This window comes from Kitasatospora sp. NPDC059973 (assembly GCF_042737525.1).
GTDB lineage: Bacteria > Actinomycetota > Actinomycetes > Streptomycetales > Streptomycetaceae > Kitasatospora.
Genome location: NZ_JBHWUI010000009.1, coordinates 50,854 through 70,510, shown reverse-complemented (window position 1 = coordinate 70,510; position 19,657 = coordinate 50,854). Strand labels below are relative to the sequence as shown.

Genomic DNA, 19,657 nt, shown 5'->3' with positions numbered 1-19,657 from the left:
GACGACCTGCTGCCCGAGAACCTCGCCCTGTGCCTGGCGTCCGGGCGCGCCACCGACGGCGACACGCTCGTCCTGGCCGCGCCCGGACAGGTCTGGGAGCTCCCGAATGGCGTCGACCCCGACGACGTCCCCGCCCGCCGCCTCGCGGTGCACTTGCACCTGGTCGCCCCGCCGCACGCCTTTGTCTCCGACCCGGACGACCCGTCGGGTGTATCGGCGAGCCGCTCCTCCAGGTGCTGGACTTCTACACCCTGACCCTCTGTGACACGCGGTTCCTCGCCCCGAAGGCGACCGTCGGTTGATGCCGACCGACACCGCCAACCCGGTCACCGTGCTGGTCGCTGCCGAGTCTCTCGACTACTCCTCAACCTCGACCCGGCAGGACGCCGACGCGGCCGTGGTGGCTGCCCTCCGTGCCTGCGGCGAGGACGACGTGGGCATGCTCCCGGGCGTCCTCGGTCTGCCCCGCCACCAGGACGAGATCGCCCGGCTCCTCCCCCACCCCGCGACCCGGGCCGCCGCGCTGCCCGGCCTTCCCGACTACCCCTGCGGAGGGAACCCCGTGTCCGACAATGTCATCACCCCGACCACCGAGCAGGACGACGTCCTGGCGGCGCTCGACCGATCGCCCGCGACGCCTCTGTTCTTGATCCGGACGGCGCCGGTTCCGGTCAGGGCTGGGGGTTCGTCATGGTGGCGGCGTCTACAAGGCGTCGTGTGTCGAACCAGGGAGGAGGGGGCGGCTGCTTTCAGTGCGGACGATGCGGCGCCCCCTATTTCGGCTTCCTCCAGCGCACCTGAAGCCCCTGGCCGGGTGTCGTGCGTGGAATACGCGCGCGCTGCGCCCCGATCTGGCCGCGGGGGAGTTACTTCAGGGCATCTTGGCCTGATGCCTTGTGGCCGCTCCAAGGGCCTAAACATGCTTGAAGCCGGCAGGTGCGCGCCCGCCGTCGGGAGAGCGGCGACGAAGAACGGGATGATCGAACGGGGTGGCGGTGATCGAGAGCGCATTCAGTACCGATGACCTTCCTAAGGCGGACCGTTGGGCGAGCTGGTACGAATTCGGCACCCAATCCCATCTACCGACGTTGATCCGCACCGACCACCAGGACGACTTCCAGGGCGCGGTGCGTGTGCTGGACCTTGGACCCGTGCAGGTCTCCACACTCACCTACAGCCCTCTGAACGTGCTTCGGACTCCCAAACTGATACGGCAGTCCGATCCCGGGGTGCTCTACTTCGTGGTCCACCAGCACGGGCGGATCGGGATCGCCCAGAACGGCCGCGAAGTCGTGCTCGCCTCGCAGGGCCAGGTCATCTACGACACCTCGCGACCTTTCACGGCTTGGGCGACTGCCGAGCACGACGCGGTCGCCGGCTGCGTGATCCTGCAAGTCCCGAGGGAGTTGCTTCCCATCAGGTCGCAGACGCTCAACCCCCTCCTCGCGGTGGGACTGCCGCAGGGGGGAGGACTCGGCGCACTGCTTTCGCGCCACCTGGCGGAGTTGACCAGGAACGCCCCCCAATGGACGGCAGCCGACGCCGCCCGCCTGGCGACCATCACGGCGGACCTGTTCGCGGCCCTGTGCGCCCACGAGCTGGAGACCGTCGACGCGCTGCCGCCGGAGACGCACCGGCGGGCGCTGCAGACGCAGATCCACGAATTCATCCGGCAGCGGCTCGGTGATCCCGCCCTCTCGCCCGGCACCATCGCCGCGGCTCACGGGATCTCCACGCGTCAGCTCTACAAGATCTTCCAGGACCAGGGGCTTACGGTCGCCGACTGGATCCGCAGGTGCAGGCTGGAACGCTGCCGACACGATATGGCCGATCCCCAGCTGCACTCCCGCCCCGTTCATGCCATCGCGGCCAGGTGGGGCTTCACCAGCGCCGCCAACTTCAGCCGCACCTTTCGCGCCGCATACGGCCTTCCTCCCGGCGAATACCGGAACCTTCACCACGGCGGCGCTCGGCGAGAACGGACAAGTATCGTGCAGGCCGTGACAACGACTCCCTGACGCCTCCTCGACATACTCGTTCCAGTAGGACACCGGGAACTCCCCGCAGCTGTCGGGCGCTTGCCGCAGCCGAGCGGGAGGATCTCCGCGCCGGGGGCAGTCGATTAGATCCTCGGCGCGCCCGGAGAAACTGGCAGCAGAACGGGAGAAACCATGCGTACACGTATCGCACTCACCGGCCTCGCGCTGGGGGCCGTACTCCTGGGCGGCGGCATCGCCGCGCCCGCCGTCCAGGCGTCGCCGGTCGCCGAGGCTCAGGTGAGCCCCACCCGGACATGGGAGAAGTCCACTGACGCCGCCCCGTCTCCCGCTGGCGCTCTGGGCTGGACGCACGTCGCCTACTACGACTGGTCGTGGACGTGCGAAGCCGCACGCACGAACCTGGAGTCACACGGCTTCATCGCCAGGTGCACGCAGCTCGGCCCCTTCACCTGGGATCTTCAGCGGCTGACCTGACTGGCCTGGACACAGAACTCCGACGCAGAACCACGGCACAACGAGCCTCACTGAGGGTGGCAGACGCCACCTCCGGCCGGCAGCCGCGCCGCTCCACAGGTGCCCCTCGACCCGGTACTCGACAATCAGCCTCGGCATGGAGGTAGCGCACATGCTCAAAGTCATGGCTCCCCACACCCGACGGTCCCTCGTCACGATGGCAGCGTCGGTCCTGGCCTTCACGGGCCTCGGACTCACAACCCCCGCACAGGCCAACGCAGCCACCTGCAAGACTCTGGACGCCAGCGTCATGAACTCCGCCGGCAACTGGGGCGGCAACGTCCACGGGCAGTTCTGCATAGCCGCCTCGTCCGCCTACCTGGACGACAGGTACACCCACTACGTCCAGGACTACGCGGCCGACGGTGTGGCGGCGCGCGCGTACGTGACCGCCTCGGGAATCACCAACGGCCCGCTCGCGACCGACACCACCGCCACACCGGGAGGAACACCGTTAGACCTGTGGGAATCCACGAACCCCGGTGTCACCTCGGTGAGGCTCTGGATCTGCCTCGGCACCACCTTCCCCGGCAGCAGTGGCGCTCGCTGCGCCTCCGACATCATGTACGGCTGACCCTCCGGTCCCAGCACCGTTGAGCTCGGCACGAAACGGCGGCACTCCCGTGGACCAACTCTCCTGATCGAGAGCTGGTCCACCGGAGCGCCGTCCACCACGCGTGAGCGCCGCTGTTGGTCAGCCGGTGGCGGCCTGCTGTTCGGCGACGGTGCCGGAGAGGCGGTAGGCGCTGGAGGTGTCGACGCCGAGGGCAGAGAGCAGGTCGAGGGCGGCGGTGAGGGGCGGGGCTCCGGCCAGGCGAGCGGCGGCAAGATGGACGGGAAGGCGGCCGGCGGCGATCAGGGCTGTCCACTGGGTCTCGGAGAGGGCGAGGTAGCGCAGGCCCGGGAGGTCGGCCAGCAACCCCAAGTCCGCGGCGGCGCAGCGGGACAGGTCGAGGGAGCGCAGCGCGGGGAGGGTGCGCAGCGGTGCGAGGTCGATCGGGGTCTGGGAGCCGATGGCGAGGGAGGCGAGGTGCGGGTGGCCGGTAAGCGGGGTGAGGTCGGCCTCGGAGGTGAGGTCGATGGCCAGGTCCTCGATGGGGAGTGCTGCCAGGGGGGACAGGTCGGTGGTGGCGCATCGGTTGAGGTGCAGGCGCCGCAGGTGCGGGGTGGCGCACAGCGGGACGAGGCCGACGGGCGAGGGGGCGTCATTGAGGTGGATCGCCTGGACGCCTGGTGTGAGCCGCTCGTCCAAGGCTGAGACCACCAGCTGGCGCGAGTTGTTCCCGGACTCCTGTGGGGCGTACGGGTCGGGCTGTCCCAGGGCCTGGCCGAGCCAGGCGGTGACGGAGGAAGCCACGTAGCGGGGGCCTTCGTTGAAATCGCGGCCGACCTCGATCACCTGGCCCAGGCGGCCGTCCGGGGCCGGTGCGAGGTCGACGGCGAAGAAGTTGCCGTCGAACCAGGTGGCGAACGGAAGCCAACCCGGATGGCCCGAGCAGCGGCGTACCGTGTTCGGCGGGTCGGCGTCGAAGACGACCTGGTTCCAGCCGAGCTGCCAGCCGAACCAGGTCGGGACGCCGACGTAGTCGTCGCGCTGGGCCAGGGCTGCGTCGAGTGGCACCCAGGCGTACCCGTTCAGCGCCACGCTGTCGCCGTCCCCGTCGGCCTCCAGGTACAGCGCCCGCAAGTCCGCGGGCAGTGCCCGTCCGAGGCGACGCTCGGCGGCGGCGAGCTGCTCCTCGGTGACGGGTGCCGGCATCTGCGGTTCCGCGCCGGAGCGTTCGGCGTGCTGGCGGAGTATGGCCCGCAGGCGTTCGACCGCCTCTGCGGGGTCCTCGGCCTGGCGCATCTCGGACGGTTCCGAGCCGTCGGCCGAGCCCGGTTCGGACGGTTGGAAGTCGGGGTCGAGGGTGAGGGTCCAGCCGTCCTCGGTGCCGCCCCCGGGCTCCAGCATGTCTTGGAAGACCACGAGCTCGAAGGCGCCGGACGGGCGGCAGATCACCTCCAGGGCAATGGCCTCCCAGCCGTGGCTGTCCCGGAACCGGGACGCCAGCGAGGCGAGGCATTGCTGCGGAAACGGCACTCGGAAGAAGGAGCCCGGACGGCTCGGCACCACGTACCCGCCGCCGGACAGGCCGACGCCGGAGCGGCTCGCGTGCCCTCGCAGCACGCACTTCGCCCAGCCTTCCGGCGCCTGCGCGACGACCTCCGCCGCGATCCGCCGTGCCGCCTCTTTTACCGTCAGGTCCATGCCTGTCCCTTCGTTCGTGCTGTTCGAGCGATCATGTCAGCAGGCTGCGACAGAGCGATCGCCGAGTGAGTCACCTGGTGCTCGGGCCCGCCGGCGTTCGTTGACCCGGATCCCGAGCTCGCGTAGTAACACCGTGGTCGGCGGTCCGATCCTGGTCACCGACACCAAGTTGGCGCGGCCTGCTACATCAATGACCGCGCCGCCCACCACGCCTGTGACTGGGCCGACACCCTTGCCGTGTTCGACCGCCCTACCGGCCAGGCGACCAGGTTCACACATGAGGGACAGGCCAAAACGGGCTCAAGACAACGGCCGCAAGAGGCACATCGTCGTGGACACCCTCCGGTTGCTGCTGGCCGTGATGGTCACCGCCGCGTCCGTGACCGACCGCGAGGTCGGCCTCGGGGACAGCGGCGCGCAGCTCCGCGAGGACGTCGGGAAAGTCGGCATTCTCGATGGCGCCCAGATACTCCTGGCGCAGGCGGAGGATGACCTCTACCAGCTCGGGCCGCAGCCGCATCCAGGCGCGGGACGACCGGATCTCATCGGCGACCTGGTCCATGAACGAGCGCATGACCTCGCACGGAATGTCCAGGTGCCGTCCTTGGGGATCGAAGTACACCGTCGGCTCGCGTGCCGGGTCCTCGTCGGGGATGACCGCGGTCACCACGGCCCGGTGCTCCCGGACGAGGTCCAGTTCAAGGTGCCAGGCGTCATCGGACACGGAGTACATCGCGGTGATCGCGTAGTCGCGATTGGGGTGCGTGACCATCGTTCTCAGGATCTTGGGTCATTCGGCGCTGTGGCGTGGATATCGGCGTCTGGGGCCAGCCGTAGTCCGGCCATGGCGAGGAAGTCGACGAGTTCGATCCGGCTGCCGTTGGTTCCGTCGTCCCAGCGGCTCCAGAGCCTCGACTCCTCGCTGTCCCAAGTGTCGACATCCTCGCTCGGATGCTGCTCGACGGTCCCCTCGCCGTGCCGGTAGCGCAGGTACAGGTACTGCCCCGCGGTCGTCCAGGCGTCCCACTGCGACGGGCATCCCCCGGAGGTCTGCGTCACCCGCGCTAGGGTCACGTCCTCGTGCAGGTGGGCCTCGACAGCGCCCAGATGCTGGTCGTGGGCGATGAGGAGGTCGTCCACGAGACCGAGCAGGCGGATGCTGCCGCCGGGGAACTGGAGCGTGAGGCCGGCTGCGAAGGCGCTACGGCCATCGTTGTAGTTGATCTGCCGAACCGACCGGATCGTTTGTCCGACGAACCGGGTCACCGGAACCTCCGGTGAATCGTCGGTCACGAAGACGCTCCCGTGCTCCGCCATCGAGTACGGTCCGTGCGGCTGGTCGGCCCGCAGAGACACGCCGGTCGAGGGCGTGTGGAACAGCACGGGGCCCAGACCCTCCAGGTGAAGCCACAGGTGCACCAGCGACGGACTGCCGTCAGCGTAGTGCTGCCAAGCCGTGGTCACCTTCAGCAGTCGCCGCCCGATCAGGTCGGCGGCGAACAACTCGCTATCGTCGGTCACGCGCCGATGCTCGCACGGCCTCGACCAGAGGACACGCGAATTCCCGACCGGCTGCCACCACCAGGACCTGCCCCGCCGACATCGCCGACGCACCCCACCGCCGGCACGGCGCAGCCGGACGACGTGACGATGTCGAGGATTCCTGGGCGGCGGTCGGCCAGGACCCTGGGGTCGCTGAGCTCCCTCCCGGCCTGGATCCCGACGGCGAGGATCAGTCCGATGAGGACAAGCCTGTCGAGAACGAGGCCGACGAGGACGACAACCGCGACCAGGAGGCCGAGGCCGAGCCAACGGCGCCTGTAGCCAAGACCGCTTCCCACGGTGGGCCCCAGAGGGCCGGCCGCCGCCAGCACAGCTGACCACCGGCCAGCACATCGGTCCGGCCTCACTCCAGCAGGCCAGGCCCGGGCCGTCGCAAGTGCGACACCGCAGATGCCGACCACCATCGCGTCCCAGGTCGGCCGCCGAGGCCTCCTCACCGCCGACCGGGCCCCGCCCCGGCAGGCCGGACCGGCCCTGGGAGCTGTGGTTCACCGGCTCCCGGTACCCTGTCGGGCCGCAGCTCGGGGTCGCATTCGGCTTCTGTGGCTTGTCGAGCGGCGGGTGGTCTTCGTTCGACAGCAGCGGCGCGGGGGAGCTGGCGGCTGGCGGTGTCTAGCTCCAGCCGAACTTGTCCACGGTGCTGAGGATTCGCTGCTGTCTGCGTTCCTCGGCGACGGCCCAGACGTAGGCGAAGCTGCGCTCGGGCCGAGCTCGGCTCCACCATGGCTTGCGGGGTTTGGGTAGGAACGGGATGTTGTCGCAGAGGTTGGCGAGCCAACGGATGCAGGCGACGTAGTCATCGTCGGGCCAGTCCTTGATCGGCTTCCGTCTGCCGGATATTGCGCGGATTTCCAGCAACGCATACCAGCGGAGCTGCGCGCCGACTTCCCAGTCCTCCAGCGCGTGGTTGCGTCGCTTTGCCGCTCCCTCTTTCCGCGTTGGGCCGTGTTCGCGCAGTGACGCTACTGTCTTGACTCGTTCACCGGCCGGCCCGTCGGGATCCTTCACAGCGGTCTTCAGGCGGTAGGCGTCGGAGCAGGTGAGGCCGCGGCGTTTGGCGGTGCCTGGCAGGGCAGGGTGACGATGACGGCCACGCCCTGTCCGGGCTTATTCTTGCCTGCCAGGACGGTGTAGGAGTCAGGTTCCTGGAGGGCCTGGAACTCCCAGGTGGACTGATCGGCCGAGGCCGACTCGTTCGAGGTGATCTTGAAGCCCTCGTCCGCGAGCTTCTGTCGCAGTGCTCGAAGGACCTCGGGACGCTGGTCGTCCGTGGCCTTCAGGCGGATCGCCAAGTTGAGCAGGTATGCCTCGCCCTCATCAGCGATACCCGTTCCCGGTCCTGAGCACTTGTGGAAGGCGATGAGCTTGCTCCATGGATCCCATTCGAGGCCTGCCAGCGCGACCACATGCTCCCGGACCTGGTCCGCCCGGGTCAGCGCCTCCTCCCGCGACTCGACACGTACTTGCTTGTTGGGCGCTTCCGATCCGCTGACCAAGGGGTCCATGAGCCAGCACAAGCCGAGCGCGAGGGCGCCCGACACCATCAGTACAGCCGAACGGGCCGCCCGCGCGGCTACCCCGGACGGCACGGGCATCGATCTCTTGAGCAAGTGCGGGACTCCCCCGTGAACAGGTGTGCGTTGCGCCGTCCGGATGCTACGGCACCACTGAGCAGTACTCCGCAACCCCATTCACCTGGCTCCCCATCAGACGGCCGGCCTTGCCCCACGGGCCGACCGGCATGCGGGCGAACCCGCCCGGCACCCGGATCGTGACACGCTGCCGGACACGCCCAAGGCGATCGACCTGCAAGGAACAGGCCTCCGCGGCGAGTCTCTCGGGAAGCAGACCACCGAGCGCAGCTGTGTGACATCCCCCAGATCACACATGCACTCGACCGCGATCAGGACAAAGGGGGCTTGGCGAACCCGTATCTGCCGGGTTCACCAAGCCCCTTCACCTGGTCGGCCATCAGGTCGTGGATCGCCGGATCTCCTCCCGCATGGTCTCGGCGGTCGTGCCGTGCGCCCCCGGAGTAAACGGCGTTTACCCCGTCATGCCGCTGTCGGCGGGCGCCCGCACCTCTGGGGGAGTAAACGGCGTTTACCTGCAAGAGGAGGACACACCGCGCTGCGATGTGCCTAAAACGCTGCTGCGCCACTATGGTGACGTCATGGCATCTCAAAACCCCGGAGGCGAGCGGGAAAAGGTGGCGTCTAAGCTTCCCGCGTCCCTCCGCCAGGAACTCAAGACGCGAGCAGCCCAGCTCGGTATCGACATGCAAGACGCCGTCGCCCAAGCCGTCGAACAATGGCGCAGCCGCCCCGCTGGCGACAACCCGACGATCGACACCGCCGGGGCCGAGAGCTGGAACACCTGGCTGCCGGTCGGCCTGTACGACGCGTTCAAGTCCGACTGCGCGAGCCGGGACATCTCCTTCGTCCAAGGCCTCGCGCAGGCCGTTCGGGTGTGGGTCGACTCGCACAGCGCCTCGCTCACGGAGCTCACGATTCCCCAGCACACGCGCAGGATCGTCGTCTGCAACCAGAAGGGCGGCGTTGGCAAGACGACCATTGCGGCCGGCGTTGGCCAGGCCATAGCACTCGGCCTGCCCGCCACCACCGGGGCCTCGAAGCTGCCCGCGCTGTCCGGTCTGCGGACCCTCCTCGTCGACTACGACCCGCAGGGCCACCTCACCTCCCAGCTCGGGGTCAAGCAGATCCCGCCGGGCGAGGAGAGCCTGGTGACCCACATGGTGGATCGGGACCGTGTCGCGGGCACCCTTCTCGACCAGGTCGTGCCGATAGAGCCGGAGCACTTTGAGGGGCGCCTGAGCCTGCTGCCCTCCAGCTTCGACGCCTTCCTGCTCGACTCCCGGCTCGGGTCCGTTCGCGGCCCGCGCGAGACCAGCCTCCAGCGCGCCCTCGCGCCGCTCGAGGAGCACTTCGACGTCATCGTGATCGACGCGCCACCGAACCTTGGCCTCGCCATGGACGCCGGCCTCTATTACGGACACCGCCGCAAGAACGAGCAGGCCGGTATCTCGGGGGTCCTCATCCCGGTGGAGGCCGAGGACTCCTCCGCGGACGCCTACGCCATGCTCGACAGCCAGATCCGCACCGTCAGCCTCGACTACGAGGTGGACATCGATAGGCTCGGGCTCGTCGTCAACAAGTTCGACAAGCGCAAGGGGTACGTGGCTACCCACTCCCTCGAGGAGTGGCAGGGCCTCGGCGATCCGCCTGTGCTCGCCGTTGTTCCCGACCTGAAGGAGCAGCGCGAGGCCGTCCACGTCAAGCAGCCGTTGCTGATGTACGCACCCACCGCAACCCAGGCGCAGCGCATGCGCGAGATCCGACGGAGGCTCGCGTGAGCATCGCCAAGAAGCTTCAGGGTGGGGGAGGGTCCTTCGGGACGCTGTCGCAGGGTGCTGGCCGTGGAGGGGACGCGCTGGCGCGCAGTGAGGCGCTGGATGCGACGGGGCGGGTGCGGCGTGCTTCCTCCGCTCCTGTGTCGTCGATCGTCTTCAACCCGCTCAACCCGCGTAAGACGATGGAGAGCGACTCCATCGACGAGCTTGCCGAGAGCCTGGCCCGTCGCCAGATCGTGCCGGTGACAGTGGTCAGCCGGGCGGCGTTCCTTGATGCCCACCCGGGGGAGGCGGAGGCCATCGGCGAGGCGGACTTCGTCGCGCTCGACGGGAACCGGCGTCTGCTCGCAGCCCGACGGGCGAACCTGAAGACGCTCCGAGTTGACCTCAACGACGACCTGGTCTCTACCGCGGGGGACATGGTGGAGGCGGCGTTGATCGCGAACGCCCACCGTGAGAACGTATCGCCGTTCGAGGAGGCGCAGGCGATCGAGCAGTTGCTCACGACTGTGTATGACGGTAACCAGGCCGCGGTGGCGCGGAAGCTCGGGAAGTCGTCGGCGTGGGTGGGGCAGCGACTGGCCCTGCTGCATCTGACGCCGGAGCTTCAGGAGCAGGCAGGCGCCGGTGAGCTCGCCGTTGAGGACGCCCGGAAGATCGGTGCTCTGGCGCGGGCTGGGAAGCTCACCGCCGCGGAGCAGGCCGAGCGTGCCGAGACCGCGAAGAAGGAGGCGGCCGACAAACGGGCGGCGAAGGCCCGGAGAGTGGCACCATCGGCGCCCCTCGAGCCGGCGGTCGCCGAGGCGCGGGCACTCCAGGCGGGTGCTCCGTCGCAGGGAGGCAGCTCGCCCGCTGTAAACGCCGTTTATGCGTCTGGTCCGGTGGGGGGCGTCTCTACGGATCAGCAGGAGACGCAGGAGACGCAGGCGGAGGTGAACGGCGTTTACCCTCCGGCTGTTCCGGACCAGCGGGAGGCGGGCGCCGATCTGTCGTCGGCCGTCACGGTGCGGCTCGTTCTGACGGATCCGCGGGAATGTGCACAGTCGATCCTCGACGCGATGGACCACCGTCAGGCGGTTCAGGTCGCCTCTGAGCTTCTTGAGCTGCTGAAGCGTCGGGCTGAGCCGCAGCCGGCCTGATCCGGCTCCGAGGATCGATCAGAGAGAGGCGCCGCTCGGGAACCCGGGCGGCGCCTCGTGCGTGTGGTAGCGCACTTGCGGGATGGACGCGGTGATCTCGGGCCACCGCGAGTCCTGCTTCCTCGCGCACAGCCTTGTCGGGGTACTTGAGGAACGGCTCGATCAGTGGTCGGTCTTGCGGATCATGCGTGGCGCCGAGGACGTAGGACCGGGTCCAGGGGCAGGCGATGGTGGTGGAACGCCTCGCTGGTCGAGTTCAGGGCAGACTCACGGGCCTTCGTCACCGGCTCGTTGATGCAACGCTGACCAGACGTCCGACGACCAGGCGAGCGGAGTACGCGTCGAGTGTGACGCCGGGCAGAGGTCTGCGAGGACATCAGCGGCGACGTCCCGACTGGCATCACCGTCCGCCGGGACGAAGCCCACCGCGTCCAACCCGGCACCGGCGGGTGGCAGGGGCTTGGACAATAGGCGAGCTCCAGATCGTAGGTGGCGGCCTGGCAAGAATGGTCAGTCGCCGAGCAGCCACACATACCGGTGCAGGGCTTGGTGGGCTGGCACGCACAGGGCCCGGATCTCGCGGACCCACGGGCCGCCGCGATCGGCCGGCAACCGATCGAGCTTCGCTGGAAGGTTCGAGCGCTGCCAACTGTTGAAGACCGTGTCCATATACGGGCACACGCCCGTGAGGATCGAGAACTCATCCCGCTCAAGGCCAGCGAGCGCGGAATCCCAGTCCAGCCCGCACCCCGCCCGGGCCACCACAGCCCCGGTTTCGCTTCGCACCTGCATATTGATCACCCACCGACACTCTCCAGCGGACCACCACCACGATGAAGGAACCCCGCATTCCTGACCTTCCCCCACGCCCCGGCACTGCCCGACGAAATCGACCGGCTCCTGTGAAGGATGAGCCTGCCCTACCTGCGCAAGGCCGCCCCCGACGTTCTGGCCACCGCCCGCGCGCAACGCTGGAACCCCGCCAAGCTGTTGCGCGTGATCATCAACGAGGAGGTCGTCGCCCGCGACGCGGCCACCCGACGGCTCCGCCGGTCCACGGCGAACTTCCCCCCGGCAAGACCCTGGCCTCATGGCGGACCGAGGACTCCTCCAACCCGAGGCCATCCAGAACGCGCCCTGGCCACCCTCGAATGGATCGGCCGATCGGAGAACCTCGTCATCGCCGGCCGTCGGGGACCGGCAAGAGCCACTCCACCGAAGGTCTGGCCCGCGCCGCGATCGAGAAGGATCTGAAGGTCACCTGGTTCGCCCTGAAATCGCTGACCGCCACGATCAACAAGTCCAAAGCTGACGGCTCCCCCGCCCGGACCGTTGCCAAGACTTTCCGCTGCGATCTCATCGTGGTCGACGACATGCTCCCGGCCGGCGGCGACACCGCCACGGCGTTCTACCAGATCATCGACGCGCCTACGAGACCGTTCGATCGCGGTGACCAGCAACATCCACCCGTCCATGCGGATGCTGCATGATCGACCAGTGCTGGTAGAGGTAGAAGAGATCACGAGGTTGCCGGCGAGCCTGTTGCTGGCTCAGGTGAACACCGCCATCGGCCGCACCGCGGTGCGTTGGTGCGGGGATCCGGCCGCCGAGGTGGGCGAGTACCACGCGGAGTGGACGGTCGATGAGGACATCTGCTGGGGGTGGAACGCCAAGCCGGTTGTCGGTGCCAGGCCTGAGATCCGCTCCGTCGGACACTGCGTTGTCCTGCAAGGACGGCTAATCCTCGCGGAGGACGGTGCCGGCATGCTGGATTTGGATGGCACGGTGATCCTGCTGGATCTGGCAGATCCACTGCCCGACGGCGTCGGCGGCACCTGGGTCGAGCTCTGCGTCGAGCGCGAGAACATCGCTCTCTACCCCTACAAGCTCTGACCGGAGATCAGGTCTGGGAAACGTTCCACCCCGACATGCGGGTCTCGTCGATGGACGGGTAGACGAGTGTGGCCTGTGGGTCCATGCCGAACGCGGCGGCGACGAGTTTGGGGTCCAGGGTGTTCACCAGGTCGACCAGGCGGGTGCTGCGGATCATCCGGGGAGGGAAGCCGCAGTCGTCAAGGACGTGGGGGAGAGGTAGGCGGTTGAGGCCGGGCTTTGCCCGGCCTTCGTTCCCTTGGTGCCGGTCTGCCCTGCCGCTGGGTCAGGCACCGTTGCAGGGCCGTTCAGGAAGCCGGATCGAGGGGAATCTGTGCCGTTGACACGAAGCCTGCAAAGTCGCTTCCGATCGTGCCACTCATGTGCCTCACAGGCGGTCGAGGAACGCGAGTAGGTAAACGGCGTTTACACCCTGGCTGTTTCGGACCAGCGGGAGACGGCGCTGACCTGTCGTCGGCCGTTGCGGTGCGGTCGTTATGACGGATCTGCGGGAATGCGCACAGTCGATCCTCGCCGCGACAGACCACCGCCAAGTGATTCAGGTCGCTTCCGAGCTCCTCGACCTCCTGAAGCGCCGGGCCGATCCGCAGCGGACCTGACCCGGACCCGAGAATCGATCAGACAGAGGTGCCGCCCGGAAACCCGTGTAGAGCCTGCGTGCACCGCACCGCCGCGCGTCCGGGCTCGGGCCCCTCTCAGCGGCGATCCCAGGCTGTTCGGCTGCGAGGAGCACCGCCGAACCGTTGATGCTCGCCACGGTGTCAGTACCACGGCGCCTGTTGGGACGGGCCGTCAGCCTGCAGCTGCGCGGCAGGGTCAAATGCCTCAGAACAAAAATTTCCAGCAATCACGACAAATTGCGACCGCCAGAATGGCCCCTCAGAGCGCCGAACTCGACCAGGCTGGTGTGGGGCGCTCCAGGGGTGGCCAATCGACCGCCTGAGGCACCATTACGGGCCTCCCCCTCTCCGGATTGCGGTTTTCAGCCGGTGAATTGGCGTACTCCCGGCGCTGCAGGCCGCGTTCGGCGAGCTCGCCGTGGAGTTGTAGTGCGCTGTGGCAGCCTCGTTGAACCGGGCGATCAGGTAGGCGGCGTGGCCGTCAAGGCTGGCCTGTCAGCCGCCGGTGGGACCCGCGCCGATCAACTGGTCCCCGCGCCGATCAACTCGTCCGACGTGGCGGCGTGCAGGAACTTCCTCACGGTCTTCGGGGTTGGGCCAAGCTCGGCGACGATCCGGCTGTGCCCCGTGCCCTTGGCCATCAGGGTGTGGATGGCGGCGTGACCGCGGGTCCGCTGCGCTCGCCGCCCGCCCTTCGGGCAGCACCGTCTTCTCCTGCTCGGGTGCGGGCGGGAGCCCCTGCGGGCGCAGGCTGGCGACCAGTCTCTCGGTGGCCTCGCCGAGGTTCTGCCAGAGGTCGAATCGGTCCGCGACCTGGGTTGCCGTGCCGACGCCGCGACTCGCCCGTCGGCGTCGTAGCTGGCCCGGTCTCGGCAGATGACCTCGACGCCGGGGTGCTCGGTGAGCCAGTGGGCCAGGGTGTCGGCGGACCGTTCGGGTAGGACATCGACCGGACTCCGGCGAACGGCAAAGCAGGTCGGTCGAGGCGATCAGGGTGCGGCGTTCGGCTCTGAGGAGGCTCGTGCCGACCGATCCGCCTAGGCAGTGTCCCGGGGACCATGAGCGGAGCCAGATGGTGAGCGCTGACGGTTCCGAGGTAGACGTGGCCGCGCTTGTCGAGTCTGGTCGCAACCGCGCGAAAGGTCTTCAGCTTGTTGATCGCCTCGGCAGGGCCGGGGCGCGGCCGAGGCGTGTGCTCCTCCACCGTCCGGTGGGATGAGGAGGAGCGCCGGTGCCGGGTCAGACCAGGCGGGTGGTGGCGTAGAACTCGATCGCGGTGTGCTGGTACTCGGCCAGGCCGGGAGTGACCGCCTCGTAGGCGGCGCGCCAGGACGGGTTCTGCACGCAGCCGAGGCCATGGCGCGGAACTCCTCAGGCGTGATGGGGTGCAACTCGGCGAGCGAGCGGTACTGGGCGTCGATCTCGGCCTGGACGGAGTCGGCGGAGGCCGGGGTGCCGGCCGCCAGTAGCTCCGCGAGGCGGATCATCCCGGCCGTTCGCTCGCGCTGGCCCGCCTCGAGCTCCGCGGCGTCCATCGTCGCGGTGCGGCGGTTGGTAGCCTCGGCTAGCTCGGGAAAGTCCTGGAGGCCGTCCTCGTACTGGTCGGGCTGGATGCCCTCGAAGAGGTTCTCCGGGCGGTTGATGGTCATGGGCTGGCCGTCCTTTCGGGATCGCTCCAGGTCGGCGAGGGTGCGGGCGACGGTGGTGGCCAGGGTGTCCAGCCGGTCCCGTTCGGCGAGGAGACGGTGGTGGTGGCCGCGCAGGGCCTCCACCTCGTCCACCTGCTCGGAGAGGATTCGGCCGATCTCCGGGAGGCCGACGCCGAGCGCCCGCAGCACGAGGACCTGTTGCAGCGTCAGGAGCTGCGCCTCCCCGTAGTGCCGGTGCCCGTTGGCGGCGATCCGGGCCGGCGGCAGCAGGCCGATCTCGTCGTAATGCCGCAACGTCCGGGCGGTCACGCCCGACAGCCGGGCCACCTCCGCGATCGACAGGTCCATCGTCCTCGTTCCGTACCTTCGTCTCGCCGGGCCGGTCGTTCCGGCCTTGGTCACGACCGTAGAAGCTGCCGCAGCGTCAACCGCAAGCCCGGCATTCACACCGCGGGCAATGCCCGGCGCGGTGGTGGGCGAGTACTTCGAAGGCCGCCACCTGGAGATCCAGGTGGAGGTCGAGCCGGGCCAGGTGGCGAGCTCTCCTTCGGCCTGCGGCACCGGGTGTTCTCGTTCGCCGACCGCGAGCCCTGGTCCGCGCCGCTGACCGTCATCTACACGGTGCTGCGCGAGCTCGCCCCCACGGTTCCCGTGGTCTGGTGGTTCGACTACGACGCCACCATGGAGCCGCTGGACCGGAGCGCGGACCTGCGGACGTTCATCAGCGGCTTCGGCGCGCAGTGACGGCCGGGAAACCGCCAAAGCCCCGCTGAATCGCCCCCGAGATCGGACGGGGTCCTCGTTTCGGCGGGAGATCAGGACGGTCGCGGGACGTGCGACGACAACCGTCCCCGGTCAGGGGTCGGCGCGGCTGCCGACGACGGCGGGAGCGGAGCAGGTCCGCCGAGCCTGCGAACCCCCTCTCCACTCTGGGAACGGGAGACGATCGAACACGACGGCTCATGGGAACCGCGCCGGCTGCGCGGGCCGCCACGAGCGGCAGCCTCAGCCGCCGGCCAGCCGATCGACTGACGTTCGGTGATTTCGCTGCACCGGACCCGGCAGCCACGACAGAATGCAACGCAGAGTAGTCGGTCGGGTACGAGGTGGGAACGATGGGGCTGGCCGCAGACCAGTGGGGCATGCTCGAGGACCTGGAGGCGCGCCGCGCGCAGGGGTGGGTCGGCGAGGACCTGGCCGCCTCGGACCGGCGCCGGCGGGCGACCGCGATCCGCAGGCTCGCCGAGGACGGGCTGTGCGAGCTCGCGCCCGACACCGTCCTGCCGACCGTGCCGGCCCAGGGCGGCCACAGTCCGGCGTGGGCCGCGCGGATCACCTTGGCGGGGACTGACGCCCTGCAGTACCGGCGCAACCGGGCCGCGCCAGCCGCAGGCCCGGTGCCCGAGCCGGTCGAGCCGCCGGTGGCCGGCCGGCACCACATTGAACTTCACGGGGTTGACGTCGATGTCCTGCACGGCTTCCTCGCGGCAGCGGCCGACGTCCAGGGCGTCGACACCCAGATCATCCGGGAGGTCCTCAAGCAGGCCCGGGCCGTTCCCGGTACCCGGCGGTGGGTGGTTGCCCTCACCGGCGCCGAGGAGAAGGCGCTCGGGTACGCCTTCTGGCTGGACTCCCTGCTCGGCGGCAGCCGCAGCCACTACCACTTCCGGCGCGAATGCGACCGCACCGCCCGCACTTCCAGAACCCGGGCCCGCTGACCTGGGTCGGCGGGAGACAGCCGCGCGGGGCACGCTGCTGCTCGCCCGCACGGAGGCCGACGCCGGGGCACGCGGTCCGTCTCGCCCGCCCTTCGCGTTCGGTCGCCGGGTCCTGGAGATCGTCGGCGTGGACCGGGTGTTTCCCGTCGACGCGGACGGGGCCGCCCCTGCCCACTGGAGGCCCGTCGGGTGCTACTCGCGTAGGCCTCGCCAGACGGGGTGGCGTAGGCGGCCGGCTGGGGTGAGTTCGAGGAATTCGACCTCGGCCCGTAGTTCGGGGCGTACGAACCGGATCTCGGTGCCGCGTGGCAGTCCGAGGGCTCCGGCGGTGCCGGCGAACGGGGAGAGGGGTGTGGCGAGGCGGCGCAGGGTGGCGGCCAGGGCGCGTCGTTCGGTGGTGGCGAAGCCGGTGCCGACGGAGCCGACGAAGGTGAGTCGGCCGGGTTCGACGGGGGCGCCGACGAGGACGGCGCGCACGGTGGTTCCGGTGGTGCCGCCGGGGAGCCAGCCGCCGAGGACCACGTCGGCGGTCTTGAGGTGTTTGACCTTGATCCAGTGTCGTGTCCGGGCGCCGGGGGTGTAGGGGGAGTCGGCGCGTTTGGCGATGACGCCTTCCAGCCGGTGTTCGCGTGTCCAGCCGTAGGCGTCGGTCACCGAGGTCCAGGTGGGTGGGACGCGTAGTCCCGGCCGGTCGAGGTCGAGGCCTTCCAGGACCGCGCGCCGTCGCAGGTAGGGCTCGGCCAGCAGTGGCCGGTCGGTGTGGAGCACGTCGAACGCGACGAACAGGGCCGGGGCGGTGGTGGCGCCGGTTCGGACGGAGGCCGCGCGGGTGCGGTGGATCCTGCCCTGCAGGGCGGAGAACGAGGGCAGGCCGTTCGACATGACGACGATCTCGCCGTCCAGGACCAGCGGTCCGGGCAGAGTGGCGAGCGTCTGCGCGATCTCGGGGAACCGGTCGGTGAAGTCGGTACCGTGGCGGCCGGCGAGGTGGACGGTGCCGTCCTCGTGCCGGTAGGCGATGGCCCGGGCGCCGTCCCATTTCACCTCGGCGCACCAGCCGGGCCCGGACGGCAGTGGGCCGGCCGTCGCGAGCATCGGTTCGATGTGCGGCAGCCTGACCCGGGCGGATCCTCTGGGCGCCATGTCTCCCAGGATGAGCCGTCCGGCGCCCGGGCGGGCACCCCGCACCGCCAGGCGGCGCACCGCGGCCGTCCGCGCGCGAGCATGGGGGAGTGAGCGCTGCCGGCCCCCGCTATCGCGTCGGAGACCTCCTGGGGGAGGCCGCCCGGCCCGGGTGCCGGCTGCTGATCGTGGCGGTGGGGGAGGAGTCGTATCTGGTGCGGCGCCTCGACGCACCTGTCCCGGGGCGACCGGATCTGGAACCGCAGGAGAGCGCGTGGGCGCACGCCGGGTGCGAGGCGGCCACCCGGCCGGTCGGACGCCACGACGAACGGGACTGAGTGAAGGGCTGGCCAAGCGGGCGGCCGGGCGGGTCAGCGGGCGTGGTTGAGGAATGTCCTGGAGCCGTCATGGAAGTCCGCCACGAGCAACTGGGCGATGAGGGCGCTCTCGATGGTGGCGAGGTCCGGCTCGTGGTGGGCGCGTGCCGGCGTGCGGGGATGGTGCGGCGGGTGGAGGCAACTACACCCTCAAGTTCAACAAGGCCGTTGGCAAGAAGCAGGCGAGCGACGGCGGTGGAGCGGCCCACCACGTAACCGTGGTGACGCGGCGCGGAAAGATCATCACGGCATACCCGCACTGATCTGCGCTGAGTAACCCGTCATTCAACTGGCGGGGTTGTCGCATGACGGCAACCCCGCCGACCATCTGGCTAAGGAGGCAGGAACATGGGACTGTCGATCCAACTGGTAGACACCACGCTGACCGCAGATATGAAGCGTCAAGCAAAGGCGCACGGGAAGAGGAAGAAAGGCGAACCCGTCTCCGACATCGTGGACTATCGTCTGGAGGACGGTGAGCTCGAAGCTGTGCTGACTGCGGTTGGCAGGGATGTCCTTCCAACGCTTGCACGCATCGATCCATATGACGACACGGAATTCGATCACTACTTCTGCGAGCTAGCTCTCGCCGAGACCGATCGGATCGTGGGTCAGTCACTCCCGGCACCGGAGAGGACGTTCCTCTCCGAGCTCCGACGGATGTTCCAGCAGGCCCTGGCCCAGCCCGCCTACATCGTTCGCTTCATCGGCGACTGAACAGCACGGCGGCGGGGCCCCCTTGTGGTGCCCCGCCATTGACGTCCTTTGACCCTGGTTCTGTCGACGAAGCGGTGGCTGGTGAGCCAAGGCAATGCCGATCGGCGAGCGCGCAGACCGGGATCAGCGCGATCCGCTCGCCGGTCGACAGCTCCGGCAGCCCGTCGACGAGCACGCTGCCGGTGACGACGTCGGCGCCGAGTACGCGAGCTCCTCGTCGAGCTGCCCCTCGCCGCCCGGGACGAATTCCCGGCCGGTGGCCTCTTCCACGGCGCCAGCGGCCCGCTCCAGCACGGTGCGGTGTTCAGGCCGCGTCTTGCCGGGCCGCGAGCTCGCGCACCCACCCGGCCGCCCTGCGGCCGCCGCGGCGAGCAGATCGTTCACTGCGTGCTGTTACTCCTGCTTCTCGTCCTCGGCGGTCGGCTTGGCGGCCACTGGCAGGGTGGTCGTGTTCGTCATGACCGGTAAACCCTGCCAGCCGTCCCCCGGTCACACCAAGGCACCCGAGGCGCCGGCGTCACCCCGAAGGCCTGGCGGCGCCTGCCACTGGGCTGGGCCGGACACGTCCGGTGGTCGCCGGTCCGGTTCGGCGCGGCCTGGGTCCTCTACACCCGTGGAGCCTGCGCCCGGCCGTTCTCCTCCGCCCCAGGAAGGCATCGTAGGCACGGCCCCGGCCGCACGGCGCCCGATGCCCCGACCAGGGCTTCGGGCTCATCATATTCCGG

At 69.3% G+C, this 19,657-nt stretch carries 19 protein-coding genes and 1 pseudogene; 10 read left to right on the top strand and 10 right to left on the bottom strand.

Features of this window, described 5'->3' with window-relative positions:
• The first annotated feature begins 989 nt into the window (after window positions 1-989).
• The 3 genes from ACFWA9_RS04505 (at window position 990) to ACFWA9_RS04495 (ending at window position 3,087) form a co-directional block, all read left to right on the top strand.
• Window positions 990-2,018: a helix-turn-helix domain-containing protein gene (locus ACFWA9_RS04505; RefSeq protein ID WP_380383025.1), complete on the top strand. Its 1,029-nt coding sequence runs from the start codon at window positions 990-992 to the stop codon at window positions 2,016-2,018.
• Window positions 2,019-2,171: 153 nt separating this feature from the next.
• On the top strand, window positions 2,172-2,474 hold the full coding sequence (locus ACFWA9_RS04500; RefSeq protein ID WP_380383024.1) for a hypothetical protein: 303 nt from the start codon (window positions 2,172-2,174) through the stop codon (window positions 2,472-2,474).
• Between the two features lie 196 nt (window positions 2,475-2,670).
• Window positions 2,671-3,087, top strand: a complete 417-nt coding sequence (locus tag ACFWA9_RS04495) for a hypothetical protein (RefSeq protein WP_380383022.1) — start codon at window positions 2,671-2,673, stop codon at window positions 3,085-3,087.
• 120 nt (window positions 3,088-3,207) lie between these two features.
• Here the strand turns inward: ACFWA9_RS04495 and ACFWA9_RS04490 are convergent, their stop codons facing one another.
• The 5 genes from ACFWA9_RS04490 to ACFWA9_RS04470 all read right to left on the bottom strand — a co-directional run bounded on the left by ACFWA9_RS04490 (window position 3,208) and on the right by ACFWA9_RS04470 (window position 7,937).
• On the bottom strand, window positions 3,208-4,764 hold the full coding sequence (locus ACFWA9_RS04490) for an SMI1/KNR4 family protein (RefSeq protein ID WP_380383020.1): 1,557 nt from the start codon (window positions 4,762-4,764) through the stop codon (window positions 3,208-3,210).
• 271 nt (window positions 4,765-5,035) lie between these two features.
• Window positions 5,036-5,536, bottom strand: coding sequence for a hypothetical protein (locus ACFWA9_RS04485; RefSeq protein WP_380383018.1), 501 nt, complete (start codon window positions 5,534-5,536; stop codon window positions 5,036-5,038).
• Window positions 5,537-5,541: 5 nt separating this feature from the next.
• Window positions 5,542-6,285 (bottom strand): hypothetical protein, encoded by a 744-nt coding sequence (locus ACFWA9_RS04480; RefSeq protein ID WP_380383016.1) that lies wholly within the window; start codon window positions 6,283-6,285, stop codon window positions 5,542-5,544.
• Between the two features lie 654 nt (window positions 6,286-6,939).
• Window positions 6,940-7,335, bottom strand: a complete 396-nt coding sequence (locus tag ACFWA9_RS04475) for a hypothetical protein (protein WP_380383014.1) — start codon at window positions 7,333-7,335, stop codon at window positions 6,940-6,942.
• 8 nt (window positions 7,336-7,343) lie between these two features.
• Window positions 7,344-7,937 (bottom strand): hypothetical protein, encoded by a 594-nt coding sequence (locus tag ACFWA9_RS04470; RefSeq protein WP_380383012.1) that lies wholly within the window; start codon window positions 7,935-7,937, stop codon window positions 7,344-7,346.
• 563 nt (window positions 7,938-8,500) lie between these two features.
• On the opposite strand from ACFWA9_RS04470, the gene ACFWA9_RS04465 reads away from it, so the two are divergent.
• Window positions 8,501-9,700 (top strand): ParA family protein, encoded by a 1,200-nt coding sequence (locus ACFWA9_RS04465; RefSeq protein WP_380383081.1) that lies wholly within the window; start codon window positions 8,501-8,503, stop codon window positions 9,698-9,700.
• Window positions 9,697-10,836 (top strand): ParB/RepB/Spo0J family partition protein, encoded by a 1,140-nt coding sequence (locus tag ACFWA9_RS04460; protein WP_380383010.1) that lies wholly within the window; start codon window positions 9,697-9,699, stop codon window positions 10,834-10,836. The genes ACFWA9_RS04465 and ACFWA9_RS04460 overlap by 4 nt, the downstream gene beginning before the upstream one ends.
• 510 nt (window positions 10,837-11,346) lie before the next feature.
• Here the strand turns inward: ACFWA9_RS04460 and ACFWA9_RS04455 are convergent.
• A complete protein-coding gene (locus ACFWA9_RS04455) occupies window positions 11,347-11,628 on the bottom strand; it encodes a hypothetical protein (RefSeq protein ID WP_380383079.1) in 282 nt (93 codons plus the stop codon).
• A 359-nt stretch (window positions 11,629-11,987) separates the two neighbouring features.
• On the opposite strand from ACFWA9_RS04455, the gene ACFWA9_RS04450 reads away from it, so the two are divergent.
• Window positions 11,988-12,326 carry an ATP-binding protein gene (locus ACFWA9_RS04450; RefSeq protein ID WP_380383008.1) on the top strand — a complete coding sequence of 113 codons (339 nt, stop codon included), beginning with the start codon at window positions 11,988-11,990 and terminating at the stop codon, window positions 12,324-12,326.
• Window positions 12,286-12,729, top strand: a complete 444-nt coding sequence (locus tag ACFWA9_RS04445) for a hypothetical protein (RefSeq protein ID WP_380383006.1) — start codon at window positions 12,286-12,288, stop codon at window positions 12,727-12,729. Before ACFWA9_RS04450 ends, ACFWA9_RS04445 begins: the two co-directional genes overlap by 41 nt.
• A gap of 7 nt (window positions 12,730-12,736) precedes the next feature.
• Here the strand turns inward: ACFWA9_RS04445 and ACFWA9_RS04440 are convergent, their stop codons facing one another.
• Together ACFWA9_RS04440 and ACFWA9_RS04435 are read right to left on the bottom strand one after the other, a co-directional pair.
• The gene (locus ACFWA9_RS04440) at window positions 12,737-12,886 is read right to left on the bottom strand and encodes a hypothetical protein (protein ID WP_380383004.1); all 150 of its coding nucleotides are present in this window, start codon (window positions 12,884-12,886) and stop codon (window positions 12,737-12,739) included.
• Between the two features lie 1,702 nt (window positions 12,887-14,588).
• Window positions 14,589-15,346 (bottom strand): annotated as a pseudogene (locus ACFWA9_RS04435) (MerR family transcriptional regulator).
• 216 nt (window positions 15,347-15,562) lie between these two features.
• On the opposite strand from ACFWA9_RS04435, the gene ACFWA9_RS04430 reads away from it, so the two are divergent.
• Both ACFWA9_RS04430 and ACFWA9_RS04425 read left to right on the top strand, forming a co-directional pair.
• Window positions 15,563-15,742, top strand: a complete 180-nt coding sequence (locus ACFWA9_RS04430) for a hypothetical protein (RefSeq protein ID WP_380383002.1) — start codon at window positions 15,563-15,565, stop codon at window positions 15,740-15,742.
• A 371-nt stretch (window positions 15,743-16,113) separates the two neighbouring features.
• Window positions 16,114-16,716, top strand: a complete 603-nt coding sequence (locus tag ACFWA9_RS04425; protein ID WP_380383000.1) for a hypothetical protein — start codon at window positions 16,114-16,116, stop codon at window positions 16,714-16,716.
• 192 nt (window positions 16,717-16,908) lie between these two features.
• Here the strand turns inward: ACFWA9_RS04425 and ACFWA9_RS04420 are convergent, their stop codons facing one another.
• Window positions 16,909-17,859, bottom strand: a complete 951-nt coding sequence (locus tag ACFWA9_RS04420; protein WP_380382998.1) for an ATP-dependent DNA ligase — start codon at window positions 17,857-17,859, stop codon at window positions 16,909-16,911.
• Between the two features lie 704 nt (window positions 17,860-18,563).
• Between ACFWA9_RS04420 and ACFWA9_RS04415 the strand changes: the two genes are divergently transcribed.
• A complete protein-coding gene (locus tag ACFWA9_RS04415) occupies window positions 18,564-18,932 on the top strand; it encodes a hypothetical protein (protein WP_380382996.1) in 369 nt (122 codons plus the stop codon).
• A 123-nt stretch (window positions 18,933-19,055) separates the two neighbouring features.
• Here the strand turns inward: ACFWA9_RS04415 and ACFWA9_RS04410 are convergent, their stop codons facing one another.
• Window positions 19,056-19,316, bottom strand: coding sequence for a hypothetical protein (locus tag ACFWA9_RS04410; RefSeq protein WP_380382994.1), 261 nt, complete (start codon window positions 19,314-19,316; stop codon window positions 19,056-19,058).
• Window positions 19,317-19,657 lie beyond the last annotated feature (341 nt).

Bases quoted from the DNA above. Each gene is read 5' to 3' on its own strand.
- ACFWA9_RS04440 (WP_380383004.1), bottom strand. From the start codon at position 12,886: ATGATCCGCAGCACCCGCCTGGTCGACCTGGTGAACACCCTGGACCCC.
- ACFWA9_RS04465 (WP_380383081.1), top strand. From the start codon at position 8,501: ATGGCATCTCAAAACCCCGGAGGCGAGCGGGAAAAGGTGGCGTCTAAG.
- ACFWA9_RS04425 (WP_380383000.1), top strand. From the start codon at position 16,114: ATGGGGCTGGCCGCAGACCAGTGGGGCATGCTCGAGGACCTGGAGGCG.
- ACFWA9_RS04495 (WP_380383022.1), top strand. From the start codon at position 2,671: ATGGCAGCGTCGGTCCTGGCCTTCACGGGCCTCGGACTCACAACCCCC.
- ACFWA9_RS04500 (WP_380383024.1), top strand. From the start codon at position 2,172: ATGCGTACACGTATCGCACTCACCGGCCTCGCGCTGGGGGCCGTACTC.
- ACFWA9_RS04490 (WP_380383020.1), bottom strand. From the start codon at position 4,764: ATGGACCTGACGGTAAAAGAGGCGGCACGGCGGATCGCGGCGGAGGTC.
- ACFWA9_RS04415 (WP_380382996.1), top strand. From the start codon at position 18,564: ATGGGACTGTCGATCCAACTGGTAGACACCACGCTGACCGCAGATATG.
- ACFWA9_RS04420 (WP_380382998.1), bottom strand. From the start codon at position 17,859: ATGGCGCCCAGAGGATCCGCCCGGGTCAGGCTGCCGCACATCGAACCG.
- ACFWA9_RS04450 (WP_380383008.1), top strand. From the start codon at position 11,988: ATGGATCGGCCGATCGGAGAACCTCGTCATCGCCGGCCGTCGGGGACC.
- ACFWA9_RS04455 (WP_380383079.1), bottom strand. From the start codon at position 11,628: ATGCAGGTGCGAAGCGAAACCGGGGCTGTGGTGGCCCGGGCGGGGTGC.
- ACFWA9_RS04485 (WP_380383018.1), bottom strand. From the start codon at position 5,536: ATGGTCACGCACCCCAATCGCGACTACGCGATCACCGCGATGTACTCC.